Source organism: Caballeronia telluris (assembly GCF_001544495.1).
GTDB classification, from domain to species: Bacteria; Pseudomonadota; Gammaproteobacteria; order Burkholderiales; family Burkholderiaceae; genus Caballeronia; species Caballeronia telluris.
The window spans coordinates 26,094-39,008 of record NZ_FCNZ02000028.1; the positions used below are offsets into that span (position 1 = coordinate 26,094).

Below are 12,915 nucleotides of genomic sequence, written 5' to 3' on the forward strand. Positions count from 1 at the left end.
GCCGTCATCTCACGCGACGAGCGCGAGGCTTCGCAGCGTCCCGAGACAGGCGTTCGCGACTTCGCGCCCCTTCACGTTCATATGCTCGCGAAAGAACGCGACGTGCTCTTCGCCCGCGTGAAAATGATGCGGCGTCAGCACGGCCGAGAACACGGGCGTGAGCGTATCGAGCTGAACACTCATCAGTCCGTCGATGACGGCGGCCGCAACGAACTCGTGACGGTAGATGCCGCCATCCACCACGAGCCCGGCCGCGACGATCGCGTCGTATTTTCCGCTCATGGCGAGGCGCTTCGCGTGCAGCGGCAATTCGAACGCGCCGGGCACTTCGAAGCGGTCGACGAGCGCGGTGTCCACGTCGAGTTCGGCGAGGCGAGTGAGAAACGCATCGCGGCATTGATCGACGATGTCCCGATGCCAGCACGACTGAACGAGGGCAATGCGCAGTGCTTTCATAAAGCCGCCCGGTAGATATCGAGCGCGAAGGCTTCGGTCATCTCGCGCGGGTTGTTGATCAGAAGGCGCTGCTGTTTCATCGCGTCGGCGGCGAGCATCGGCAGATGCGTCTCCTCGACGCCCACTTCACGCAGTGTGCGCGGAATACCGGTTTCGGCGACCAGCGTTTCCATCGCCCGCACGAAGGCTTCGGCCTTGACTGCGTCGGTGGCATCGGGCGCGACCGCGCAGCCGAGCGTATCGGCGAGTTCGGCATAGAGGCTGGACGCCGCCGGCGCGTTGAAGCGCAGCACGTGCATCAAGACGAGCGCATTCGAGAGGCCGTGCGGCACGTGGAAATGGCCGCCGAGCGGATACGCGAGCGCGTGCACCGCCGCGACCGGCGCGTTGGAAAACGCTTGTCCCGCGAGCGTCGCGCCGAGCAGCATGGCTTCGCGCGCGGCGCGATTGCTGCCGTCGCGGCAGGCCGTGAGCAGATTCGCCGAAAGAAGACGCAGCGCTTCCTTGGCCAGCATGTCGGAAAGCGGATTCTTCAGGCGCGCGGACGTATAGGCTTCGATCGCATGCACCATCGCGTCGATGCCGGTCGCGGCGGTCGCGGCGGCGGGCAGGCCGAGCGAGAGTTCGGCGTCGAGCAGCGCGATGTCGGGATAGAGGATCGGCGAGACGACGCCGCTCTTGGTCGTTTCGCCCGTGGTGACGATGGAGATGGCCGTCACTTCGGAGCCGGTGCCGGCGGTCGTCGGCATGAGGACGAGCGGCAGGCGCGGTCCTTCAACGTTGCCCACGCCGTACATGCCGGTCAGCGGCTGGTTGGACGCGCACAGCACGGCGATGAGCTTGGCGACGTCCATCGACGAACCGCCGCCGAGGCCGAGCAGGATTTCGGCGCCGCTGGCCTTCGCCCGCGCGGCGGCGTCGAGGACGACGTGATCGGGCGGATCGGCGACGACGTCGTCGATCACCGTGACTTGCCAGTCGTGTGCCGCCAGGCTCTCCAGCGCGGGCGCGAGCAGGCCGCTCGAATGCAGGAAGCGGTCGGTGACGAGCACGAGGCGGGTCGCGCGATAGCGTTCGCGAACGAGCGCGCCGAGACGCCGCGCGCCGCCGTAGTCGATCAGAAGGGAGGGGACGGTGTTAAAGCTGAAAGCGTTCATGCCGGCGCCCGGGAGTCAGGAAAGGGAATCGGCGGTTTCGAGTTCGAGACTGCGAAAGCCGCGATTGAAGTATACGAGCGGCGCGGATTCGCTGAGCTCAACGGCTTCGATTTCACCGATCAGGACAGTATGGTCGCCTGCTTCGTAGACGTCGCGCGCGATGCACACGAGCGATGCCCGCGAGCCCGGCAGCATCGGCGGAAGCGGATCGTCGCCGGTGCCGTAGCGGAATTCGTGCGGGCCGAACTTGTCGACGCCCTTGCGCGCGAAATGCATGGCGATGTCCTTCTGCTCCTGCGCGAGGATATTGATCGAATAGCGGCGCGCCGAAAGGAAGGCCGGATGCGAGTCCGCCGTGTTCGCGATGCAGACCAGCACGAGCGGCGGGTCCATCGAGACGGACGAGAAGGAACTGGCGGTAAACCCCCAATGGCGGCCTTTTTCGTCCGTGGTCGAGACGATGGTGACGCCGCTCGGGAAGGCGGAAAGGGCGTCGCGAAATGTTTGTTTGTCTTTGAGCGTCATGAAAAAGTCTCCAGAGTTCGGGGCCATGGGCCCGCATTCAGTTCATGAATTGAAGTCTAGTGGCCCGCACGGAGCCGGACAATTTCGATGTCGCGATGGATTGATTGGAAAAACGGATAGATGCGCGCAAGGGGCCGAACGTTAGTTGAGCGGCGCATCGCTCGTCATCGCCGCGCCGAAGTTGGTCTGCAAATGGCGCACGAAACTGAGCGCGGCCGCGCTCAGTTCGGCATCGCGCGATCGAAGAATGCCAAAGCTGCGCAGCAGATTCACGTCGGTGACCTGCAGCGTCGCGCGATGATCGCGGGCGTAGCGCTGGGCCATCGAGCGGGGCAGGAAGGTCGCGCCGAGCCCCGCGTCCACCATGCCGAGCAGCGTGCTGAGATTCGCCGCCTGGTGCATTGGGCGCAGCGACAGCCCGCGTTTGGCGAACTCGCCGGCGAGCGTGTCGCGCAGCATCGAATAGCGGTCGAGCAGCATGAGCGGCACCTGCGCGAGTTCCTCCAGCGTGACTTCGCCGGCCTCGGCGAGCACATGCGACTTCGGCACGATGACGAGCATGTCCTCCTCGGAGAGCGCCTGAAAGCTGAGCTTGCTCGAATCGTTGTCGAACGCGACGACGGCGAGGTCCGCCTCGTTGCCTTCGATCTTCGCGACGACATCCTCGTACTGGAGGTCGCGCAACTGGATCTGGACGTCGGGATAGCGCTGGCAGAAAGAATGGATCAGCGGCGGCAGCATGACCGCCGCGATCATCGGCGTGGCGGCGATCACCACGCGCAGGCGCGCGCCTTCGGCGTCGGTCTGGAATTCCTGCATCAGCTTGCGCAGGTCGCGCAGCGCGGCTTCCGCGCGCTCGCGCAAACGGTTGCCGGCGGGCGTGGGTTCGACACGACGCGTCGTGCGGATCAGGAGCCGGGTCTTGAGCGTCGATTCGAGGCGCTGCACGCGGCTCGTGACGGAAGGCTGGGAGATATGCAAACGTTTCGCCGCCGCGCTGAAGCTCCCCAACTCGACCACGGCCAGAAAGGTTTCGAGTTCGACGAGGTCGAAACGCAGTGTCGGCGGCAGGCCCGCGTGCGCGTTCTCGTCCGGCTTGTCAGCCGTCATAAACAGGTCTCCGGTGCTTTTATCAGGAATGTCTATGAGTCTATCTCACAAAGCAAATAGTGTGGTCGCGCAGGGCTCGCCATAATCGATTGCACCTCGAAGCAACGACGAGCGCCGCGCCAAATGCTACGAATGGCACGCATTGCACCGGTTCGCATCGTTTGAAAACGGGCACGGCGCCCTCGCACCGAAAGACCGCAAGGAGACTTCATGAAAGACGAGATCAAGATCCTGACGCCCAACGGCATTCTGGGCTACGGCATTCCGGCCGCCGATTTCTGGCGCGGCATGGACCGGCAACCCGACGCGATGATCGTGGACGGCGGTTCGACCGATCCGGGCCCCTATTTGCTCGGCCTGCCCAAGACGCTGGTGACGCGCGAAGCGTATCTCCGTGACCTCTCGCTGATGCTCGACGCCTGCGCGAATCGCAAGGTGCCGATCTGTATCAGCTCGGCGGGCGGCCCCGGCATTCGCGAGCATGTCGATTTCATGGTCGACGTGATTGGGGAAATCGCGCGTAAGGAAGGCTACCGTTTCAAGGTCGCGAAAATCTATTCCGACATCGACCCGTCGTATGTGCGCGATGCGCTTGGTTCGGGGCGGATCGCGCCGTGCGCCTCGGCGCCGGAAATGGAAGTCTCGGACGTGGGCGCCTCGTCGCACATCGTCGCGCAGATGGGCGCCGAACCGTTCGCGAAGGCGCTGCGCGAGCATCCGGACCTCGACATCATCGTCGCGGGCCGCGCCTACGATCCCGCGCCGTTCGCGGGCCTCTGCATGCTGCACGGCATCGAACCGGGCATCTATTGGCACATGGGCAAGATCGTCGAGTGCGGCGCGAACTGCGCGGAGCCGAAAGGCAAGGTGATTCTCGCCACCGTTCGCCGCGACAGCTTCGACCTCGAACCGATGAACCCGCTCGAACGCTGCACGCCCGCTTCGGTGGCGGCGCACACGCTCTACGAGAAAACCCGGCCCGACTTGCTGACCGGTCCCGGCGGCGTGCTCGACCTGCGCGAAGCCACTTACGAACAGATCACCGAGCGCGCCGTGCGCGTGCGCGGCAGCCGCTTCATTCCCGCCGACGACTACACCGTCAAGCTCGAAGGCGCAGGCGTGGTCGGCATGCGGACGATCTTCATCGGCGGCATCCGGGATCCGATTCTCGTCGAACAGATCGACGATTTTCTCGGCCGCATTACCGCTTATGCGCACGAAACCTACCCCGAACTGCGTTCGGGCGAAGCCACGCTCAACTTCCACGTCTACGGCAAGAACGGCGTGATGGGCAGCTTCGAACCGCTCGCGCAGAACGTGCCGCATGAGATCGGCCTGCTCGGCGAAGTGACCGCGGCCACGCAGGAACTCGCCAACGCGATCTGCAGCAGCGTGCGCATCGACGTGCTGCATACGCCGTATCCGGGGCAGGTGGCGACGGCCGGCAACTTCGCGATTCCGCTCAACCCGCCGGAAAACCCGATCGGCCCGGTCTGCAAATTCACGATCTATCACGTGATGAAGATGGACTCCGCCGAAGCGCTGTTTCCGATCCAAATCGTGGAGGTCTGAACATGGTCGCAATTCACACCGAAAACAGGACCCTGCGCGACCTGGCGAAAGTGGTGCGCAGCAAGAATTCCGGCCCGTTCGAAATCACCTTCGACGTGATTTTCGACGACGTGCCGCTTTACGAGCGCGTGAAGGCGAGCGGCGTGCTGACCGAAGCGCTCATCTGCGAGCTCTACAACGTCACGAAAGACGACATCGTCACGCTGATGTTCTTCGACCCGGCACGCGCGTTCAAGCTGACGCTCAAGCGCTCGTGGGCGCAGGGCAGCGTCGGCGAACGCGACACCTTCGGCGCGCAGCAGCATGCGCCGCTTCTGACCATCGAGATTCCCGGCGTCTGAACGCCGAACGAGGAGGCACATAACATGGCAAACAACAAGCAGCGGCAACTCACGCTCATCGGCTTCATGCAGGCCCAGAACTGCTCGACGTACCCCGGCTCCTGGCGCCACAGCGCGGCGATGCAGGACTTCATGACGCCCGAGTACTACCAGCGCATCGCGCGCACGCTCGAAGAAGGCAAGTTCCACCTCGCCTTCTTCGACGACCGCCTCGCGATGCCCGACCTCTACGGCAACGATCACGCCGAAACCGTGGAGCATGGCGTGCGCGCCGTGAAAATGGACCCGACGCCGATCCTCACCGCGATGGCGATGGCCACCACGCATCTGGGCCTCGGCGCCACCTATTCGACGACGTACTACGAGCCGTACCATATCGCGCGCCACTTCGCGACGCTCGACCTAATGGCGAAGGGCCGCGTCGCATGGAACGTCGTGACGTCGCTCAACGATTCGGAAGCCGCGAACTTCGGCCGCGACGAGCATCTCGAACACGACCTGCGCTACGATCGCGCCGACGAGTTTCTCGAAACTGTGATGGGCCACTGGGATTCGTGGGAAAACGACGCACTGATCATGGACAAGGAAAGCGGCCGCTTCGCCGACGCGTCCAAGGTGCATCGTCTCGATCACCGGGGCGACTATTTCAAGTCGCGCGGCCCGCTCACCGTGCCGCGTTCGCAGCAAGGTCATCCGGTGCTGATTCAGGCGGGGCAGAGCGGCCGCGGCCGGGCATTCGCGTCGCGCTGGGGCGAGTTGATCTTCGTGGTGTATCCGAATCTCGCGGCCGGCAAGAAGCAGTATGCCGAGTTGAAGCAGGCGGTCGTCGAAGCGGGCCGTGATCCCGAGCAGGTGAAGGTCTCGACGGCGTGCTATACGGTCGTCGCCGAATCCGAGGAAATCGCTCAGCAGCAGCGCGAATATATCGACGCGCTGGCTAAGCCGATCGATTCGCTCACGCTCCTGTGCGAAGTGCTGAACACGGACTTCTCTACGCGCGACTACGACGCGCCGTTCACCGATGCGGAGATGAAGGCCATTTCTGGCTGGACCGGTTTCCGCGATCGCGTGGTGATGCTCTCAGGCAAGCCGAATCCTTCGGTGCGCGACTTCGTGGACTTCTCGAATCGTGCGCGCCTGAACGAGTTTCCGGTCTTCGCGGGTACGGCCAAGACAGTGGCCGATCAGATGGAGCAATGGTTCGTCGAAGGTGGCTGCGACGGCTTCGTGATTTCGCCGACGCATATTCCCGGCGGCTACGAGGACTTCGTGCGCCAGGTCGTGCCGGAACTGCAGCGGCGCGGCATTTTCCGCAAGGAATACGAGGGCGCGACGCTGCGCGAAAACCTCGGCTTGCCGAAGCCCGATTCTGGCGACTGGCGCAAGCAAGCCTTCGCCGGCGTGAACGGCGAGCCGTTGCGCAAGGCGGGCTGAGCGCAGCCCAACGAGGCAGTGAGCGCGTGCGCGGCGACGATCGGAATCGCGCACGCCATCAACCATAAGATCAGGCAGTAAGGAGACAACATGGTCAACGACTCGGACATCCGGCGCGTTGGAATTGCGAGCGCGATCGGCACAACGCTCGAGTGGTACGATTTCTTCATCTTCGGATCGGCGGCCGCGCTGGTCTTTAGCAAGCTGTTCTTCCCCGCGTTCGATCCGGTCGCGGGCACCATTGCGTCGCTCGCGAGCTTCGCCGTCGGGTTCATCGCGCGGCCGCTGGGCGGCATGGTATTCGGGCACTTCGGCGACCGCATTGGGCGCAAGGCGATGCTTGTCCTCAGTCTCACGATGATGGGCGGGGTCACGTTCCTCATCGGCCTCCTGCCGACCTATCAAAGCATCGGCCTCGCCGCGCCTGTCCTGCTCACGCTGCTGCGTTTCCTGCAGGGCTTCGCGGTAGGCGGCGAGTGGGGCGGTGCAACGCTGATGGTGATCGAGCACGCGCCCGCCAAGAAGCGCGGTTTCTACGGAAGCTGGCCGCAGATGGGCATTCCCGCGGCGCTGATGCTGTCCACCGGCGTGATGGCCGCGACCAACGCGCTGACCACGCCCGAGCAGTTCGCCGCGTGGGGCTGGCGTATTCCGTTCCTGCTGAGCGGCGTGCTGGTCGTGGTCGGTATTCTGATTCGCAGGCGCGTGTCGGAGTCGCCGAGCTTCAAGCGTCTGCAACGCTCCGACGCCAAGGCGCGTCTGCCGATCGCCACGGTGTTCAAAACGCAGAAGAGACGCACCGCGCTGATCATCGCTTCGCAGGCGGCCGAGAATACGAGTTTCTATATCCTCGCGGTCTACTCGCTCGTCTATCTCACGCAGAATCTGCATATGGCGCGGCCGCTCGCATTGCGCGCGCTGATGATCGCCGCATTCTTCACGTTTCTCGCGCAACCGCTGTTCGGCGCGCTGTCGGACCGGATCGGACGCAAGAAGGTGTTCATGGGCGGCATGATCTTTCTCGGTCTCTTCATCTATCCGTTCTTCGCGATGCTCGATACCGGCAGCTATCCGATGATCGTCCTCGCGATGACCCTCGCGCTCACGATCGGCCAGGGCAGCACTCAGGCCGCGCAGCCGAGCCTCTTCGGCGAGCAGTATCACGCGGCCATTCGCTATAGCGGTGTCTCGGTGGCATATCAGTTCGCCACGGTGATCTGGAGCGGTCCGACACCCATTCTCGCGGCGCTGTTCGTGCTGTGGGCGGGCAGCTACTGGCCGCTCGTGGCCTACGTGGGTCTCGCGGCGGTGATCTCCGTCTGCGCGATCATTCCGCTGCGCGAGGCGGCGGGACAGGAACTCGGCACCCTCGAACCGCTGCCAGCCGAGGAAACGGACGCGCCTGATCACCGCGTTACCGCCTGATTCGCCCGACAAGAACGACGCCCGGATTGCACGCCGGGCGCAAGGCATCGAACGCAGCATCCAGGAGACAGACATGGCAGAGACCACCAACATCACCGATATCCGGCGAGTCGCGCTGGCGAGCACCATTGGCACCACGCTCGAATGGTACGACTTCTTTATTTTCGCGTCGGCAGCGGCGCTCGTGTTCAGCAAGCTGTTTTTCCCGACCTTCGATCCGGTCGCGGGCACCATCGCGTCGCTCGCGAGCTTCGCGGTCGGCTTCATCGCCCGGCCGGTCGGCGCCGCGGTCTTCGGTCACTTCGGCGACCGCATCGGACGCAAGGCCATGCTCGTGCTCAGCCTCACGATGATGGGCGGCGTCACGTTCCTGATCGGCCTGTTGCCGACTTACGCGAGCGTGGGCGTGGCCGCGCCGGTCATGCTGACCGTGCTGCGTTTCGTGCAGGGCTTCGCGGTCGGTGGCGAGTGGGGCGGCGCCACGCTGATGGTGATCGAGCATGCGCCCGCGAAGAAGCGCGGCTTCTACGGGAGCTGGCCACAGATGGGCATTCCGGGCGCGCTGATCCTTTCGACGGGCGCGATGGCGCTGACCACCGCGCTGACCACGCCCGAGCAGTTCGCGACCTGGGGATGGCGCGTGCCTTTCCTGTTGAGCGGCATTCTCGTCGTCGTGGGGATCGTGATTCGCCGGCGTCTCGCGGAATCGCCGAGCATGGAGCGCATGCGCCGGTCGCACGAGAAGGCCACGGTGCCGCTCGCGACGATCATGAAGCATCACAAGCGCACGACCTTCCTGCTCGTCGCATCGCAGGCGGTGCAGTGCGCCGCGTTTTACGTGGTGGCCGTGTACTCACTCGTGTATCTGACGCAGAACCTACATCTGCCGCGCAGCGACGCTTTGCGCGCACTGATGATCGCCGCGGCCTGTACGCTCGTCGCGCATCCGACCTTCGGCGCGCTGTCGGACCGGATCGGACGCAAGAAGGTGTTCATGGGCGGCATGATCTTTCTCGGCCTCTTCATCTACCCGTACTTCATGCTGCTCAACACCGGCAGCTATCCGCTGATCGTGCTGGCGATGAGTGTCGCGATGGCCATCGGCGAGGGAAGCGTGCAGGCCGCGCAGCCGAGCCTTTTCGCCGAGCAGTACCGGTCGGGTGTACGTTACAGCGGCGTGTCGCTCGCATATCAACTGGCCACCGTATCGTGGAGCGGACCGACGCCGATGATCGCCGCGATGCTCATCGCGTGGGCCGGCGGTTACATGCCGCTCGTCGGCTATATTGGCGTGCTGGCGGTGATTTCGGTGGTGTCCATCGTGCCGCTGCGCGAAGCCGCGGGCATCCCGCTCGCACAGCTCGACAAAGAATATGCCGAGGCCGACGACGACGCGCCGTTCGTATCCGGCACCGCAAGAGGAGACCAGACCGCATGATTCGTTTTCAGATCGGCAAGGTCAGCGCGACCCTCGTGGAGGAGATGGTCGATCGCATGTTCGACTTTCTCAAGTTCTTTCCGCTCGCCACCGAAGAAGCGCTCGCCGAAAATCTTTCCTGGATGGCGCCCGGTCACTACGATCCGTCGACGGGCCGCATGCTGCTCAGCATGCATTCATGGCTGCTCGATACGGGCCGCCACAAGATCCTGATCGACGGTTGCGTGGGCAACGGCAAGGACCGGCCGGGGCGGCCGGACTGGTGCGGCCTCGACACGCCGTTTCTCGACCGGCTGGCGGCGGCGGGCGCGACGCCCGACGACGTCGACTACGTGCTGTGCACGCACCTGCATGCGGACCACATCGGCTGGAACACGCGGCTGATTGGCGGCCGCTGGGTGCCGACCTTCCCGAACGCGAAGTACGTGTTTTCAAGGCGTGAAAACGACTTCTGGCAGGCGAAGCTCGCGGCGGACGCCAAGGGTCCGCACCTGATCGCGTATCAGGACAGCGTGCTGCCGGTGGTCGAGGCGGGTCAGGCGCTGATCGTCGACGACTATGCGGAGATCGCCGATTGTCTCGTGCTCGAACCCGCACCGGGACATACGCCCGGCCATGTCGCGATCTGGTTGAAGTCCGGCGATGCACGCGCCGTGCTGACCGGCGACATCCTGCACCATCCGATTCAGGTGAAATATCCGGAATGGAGCTGCTTCGGCTGTATCGACCAGAAGCAGTCGGCGGAGACACGCAAGCGTGTACTCGAAGCCACCTGCGAGCATGGTGCGCTGTTGCTGCCCGGGCATTTCATGCCACCGCATGCGGGCTACGTCGACGAAGGCGAGAATGGCGGCCTGAAGCTGCGATTTACCGAATGAACGAGCGATAAAACGATGACTCTGCAGACTCTCCTTAAAGACCCGACTCTCCTGCATCACGAAGCCTTTATCGACGGCGAATGGCAAGGCGCCGACAGCGGCGCGACCTTCGAAGTCGTCGATCCGTCGAACGGTGCGTCGCTCGGCCGGGTGCCGATGATGGGCGCGGCGGAAACGCGTCGCGCGATCGACGCCGCGAATGCCGCGTGGCCCGCCTGGCGCAAGAAGACACCGAAGGAACGCGCGGCTATCATGCGCCGCTGGTACGACCTGATGCTCGCCCACGCCGACGACCTCGCGCTCATCCTCACGACCGAGCAAGGCAAGCCGCTCGCCGAGGCGAAGGGCGAGATCGTGTACGCGGCGTCGTTTATCGAATGGTTCGCGGAGGAAGGCAAGCGCGTCGCGGGCGATACGCTCGCGACACCCGCCGCCGACAAGCGCATCGTCGTGACGAAAGAACCGATCGGCGTGTGCGCCGCGATCACGCCGTGGAACTTTCCGGCCGCGATGATCACGCGCAAGGTCGGGCCGGCGCTCGCAGCGGGCTGTCCGATCGTCGTGAAACCGGCTGAAGCGACGCCGTTCTCCGCGTTCGCGATGGCCGTGCTCGCCGAGCGCGCGGGCGTGCCGAAGGGCGTGCTCAACATCGTCACCGGCGACCCGAAAGCGATCGGCGGCGAGATGACGGGCAATCCGGTCGTGCGCAAGCTCTCGTTCACGGGATCGACGGCAGTCGGCCGGCTGCTCGCGGCCCAGAGCGCGCCGACGATCAAGAAAGTTTCGCTGGAACTGGGCGGCAACGCGCCGTTCATCGTGTTCGAAGACGCCGATATCGACGCCGCCGTGGAAGGCGCGATTGCGTCGAAGTATCGGAACAGCGGGCAGACTTGTGTGTGCACGAACCGGTTTTACGTGCACGAGCGCGTCTACGATGCTTTCGCGGCCAAGCTCGCCGAAGCAGTCGGCAAGCTCAAGGTCGGACGCGGCACGGAAAGCGGCGTCTCGCTGAGGCCGCTGATCAACGAGGCGGCGGTGCTGAAGGTGGAATCGCACATCGAGGACGCGCTGACCAAAGGCGCGTCGATCGTCACCGGCGGCAAGCGTCACGCGCTCGGCCACGGCTTTTTCGAGCCGACCGTGCTGACGGGCGTCACACCCGACATGAAAGTCGCGAAGGAAGAGACGTTCGGTCCGCTCGCACCGATCTTCCGGTTTTCGTCGGACGAAGAAGTCGTGCGCATGGCAAACGACACCGAATTCGGTCTCGCGGCGTATTTCTACAGCCGCGATATCGGGCGGGTGTGGCGCGTCGCGGAAGCGCTGGAATACGGCATGGTCGGCATCAATACGGGGCTGATTTCCAATGAGGTCGCGCCGTTCGGCGGCGTGAAGCAATCGGGACTCGGCCGCGAAGGCTCGCATTACGGCATCGACGATTATGTCGTGATCAAGTATCTGTGCATGGCGGTTTGATTCAGGCGCCGCTGCATGGGCCGGTCGTGTCGCGGCGCACGAGTTGTATCGGCAGGATGTCGTGCGTGGGCGCCTGCATGCCGCCCGCGCGAATGCGTTCGACCAGGCGGCGTGCGGCGGTGCGCGCCATCGCGTCCACGGGTTGTCGAATCGACGTGAGCGCGACGAGCGGCGAACCGGCCAGCGGCATGTCGTCGAAACCGATGATCGACAATTCCTCGGGTACGGCCACGCCTCGGCGCTTCGCCGCTTCCAGCACGCCGACCGCGATGGTGTCGTTGCCCGCGACGATGGCAGTAACGCGATCTTGCTCGTTCAGCATCGCGATCGTGCTCGAATAGGCCGCTTCGGACGTGTAGTCGCTCCACACGAGCGAGACCGATTCCGGGTTCATGCCCGCTTCGCGAAGCCAGACGAGCGCGCCTTTCGCGCGGTCACGACTCGTCGACGTGTTCTTCGGCCCCATCAGCAAGCCGATTCTTCGATGACCCAACCGGTACAAATGCTCCGCCGCCACCGCGCCCGCATGCACGTTGTCGATCTCGACCGTATCTACCGGCACGTTGTCCACCGAACGCACTACCAGAACGAGCGGAATGCCGCGCCTTTGCATCTCCGCGACGACGGGCGAATCCAGCGTGGCTGTCGCGAAGATGAGACCGTCGAGATAGCCGTCGATCAACGGGCGAAACGCGAGCAGATTGTCCGCGTCGTTCATCGAATCGATCAAGAGCGTTATCTGGTAGCCGTATTCGTCGAGCGCGTCGTGCAGGTGCGTGAGCAGGAGCGTCATGAAACGGTTGTGCAAAGCACCGACGACGACACCGATCAGACGCGTCGACTGTCTGCGCGTTTTCCTGCCTTGCGTCGGAAGGCGGTAGCCGAGTTGCGCGGCGAGTTCGCGCACCGCCTTGCGCGTATCGTCGCTGATCGCCGAATGCCCGGCCAGCGCGCGCGAAACCGTGGATGCGGAAACGCCCAGCCGTTTGGCGACGTCTTCAAGACGGACTTTTTTTGCATCGGTTTGCATGAGCGGAAGACTTTTAGTTCAGGGTAAGTGGCTACCGTTTGCACTGCGCTTGCATGAACATTTGCGTTAAATT

Annotated in this window: 12 protein-coding genes; 7 read left to right on the forward strand and 5 right to left on the reverse strand. The window is 64.1% G+C overall.

Annotated features, from left to right (window positions below):
* Window positions 1–9: 9 nt before the first annotated feature.
* The 4 genes from AWB66_RS26735 to AWB66_RS26750 form a co-directional block, all read right to left on the reverse strand.
* Window positions 10–456 (reverse strand): 6,7-dimethyl-8-ribityllumazine synthase, encoded by a 447-nt coding sequence (locus tag AWB66_RS26735; RefSeq protein ID WP_087633101.1) that lies wholly within the window; start codon window positions 454–456, stop codon window positions 10–12.
* The gene (locus AWB66_RS26740) at window positions 453–1,613 is read right to left on the reverse strand and encodes an iron-containing alcohol dehydrogenase (protein WP_087633102.1); all 1,161 of its coding nucleotides are present in this window, start codon (window positions 1,611–1,613) and stop codon (window positions 453–455) included. The genes AWB66_RS26735 and AWB66_RS26740 overlap by 4 nt, the downstream gene beginning before the upstream one ends.
* A gap of 15 nt (window positions 1,614–1,628) precedes the next feature.
* Window positions 1,629–2,138: a flavin reductase family protein gene (locus AWB66_RS26745; protein WP_087633103.1), complete on the reverse strand. Its 510-nt coding sequence runs from the start codon at window positions 2,136–2,138 to the stop codon at window positions 1,629–1,631.
* Window positions 2,139–2,279: 141 nt separating this feature from the next.
* Window positions 2,280–3,248: a LysR family transcriptional regulator gene (locus tag AWB66_RS26750; protein ID WP_087633104.1), complete on the reverse strand. Its 969-nt coding sequence runs from the start codon at window positions 3,246–3,248 to the stop codon at window positions 2,280–2,282.
* 210 nt (window positions 3,249–3,458) lie between these two features.
* On the opposite strand from AWB66_RS26750, the gene AWB66_RS26755 reads away from it, so the two are divergent.
* The 7 genes from AWB66_RS26755 (at window position 3,459) to AWB66_RS26785 (ending at window position 11,812) form a co-directional block, all read left to right on the forward strand.
* The gene (locus tag AWB66_RS26755; RefSeq protein ID WP_087633105.1) at window positions 3,459–4,820 is read left to right on the forward strand and encodes an acyclic terpene utilization AtuA family protein; all 1,362 of its coding nucleotides are present in this window, start codon (window positions 3,459–3,461) and stop codon (window positions 4,818–4,820) included.
* Window positions 4,821–4,822: 2 nt separating this feature from the next.
* A complete protein-coding gene (locus AWB66_RS26760; RefSeq protein ID WP_087633106.1) occupies window positions 4,823–5,161 on the forward strand; it encodes a DUF4387 domain-containing protein in 339 nt (112 codons plus the stop codon).
* A gap of 24 nt (window positions 5,162–5,185) precedes the next feature.
* Window positions 5,186–6,595 carry an LLM class flavin-dependent oxidoreductase gene (locus AWB66_RS26765; protein ID WP_087633107.1) on the forward strand — a complete coding sequence of 470 codons (1,410 nt, stop codon included), beginning with the start codon at window positions 5,186–5,188 and terminating at the stop codon, window positions 6,593–6,595.
* 90 nt (window positions 6,596–6,685) lie between these two features.
* Window positions 6,686–8,020: an MFS transporter gene (locus AWB66_RS26770; protein ID WP_087633108.1), complete on the forward strand. Its 1,335-nt coding sequence runs from the start codon at window positions 6,686–6,688 to the stop codon at window positions 8,018–8,020.
* 73 nt (window positions 8,021–8,093) lie between these two features.
* Complete coding sequence (locus tag AWB66_RS26775; protein WP_235021245.1) at window positions 8,094–9,458, forward strand: MFS transporter; 1,365 nt, start codon at window positions 8,094–8,096, stop codon at window positions 9,456–9,458.
* A complete protein-coding gene (locus AWB66_RS26780) occupies window positions 9,455–10,336 on the forward strand; it encodes an MBL fold metallo-hydrolase (protein ID WP_087633109.1) in 882 nt (293 codons plus the stop codon). The genes AWB66_RS26775 and AWB66_RS26780 overlap by 4 nt, the downstream gene beginning before the upstream one ends.
* Window positions 10,337–10,351: 15 nt before the next feature.
* Window positions 10,352–11,812, forward strand: a complete 1,461-nt coding sequence (locus tag AWB66_RS26785; protein ID WP_087633110.1) for an NAD-dependent succinate-semialdehyde dehydrogenase — start codon at window positions 10,352–10,354, stop codon at window positions 11,810–11,812.
* 1 nt (window position 11,813) lies between these two features.
* Here AWB66_RS26785 and AWB66_RS26790 read toward each other — a convergent pair whose 3' ends face one another.
* Window positions 11,814–12,842: a LacI family DNA-binding transcriptional regulator gene (locus tag AWB66_RS26790; RefSeq protein ID WP_087633111.1), complete on the reverse strand. Its 1,029-nt coding sequence runs from the start codon at window positions 12,840–12,842 to the stop codon at window positions 11,814–11,816.
* Window positions 12,843–12,915: the final 73 nt, after the last annotated feature.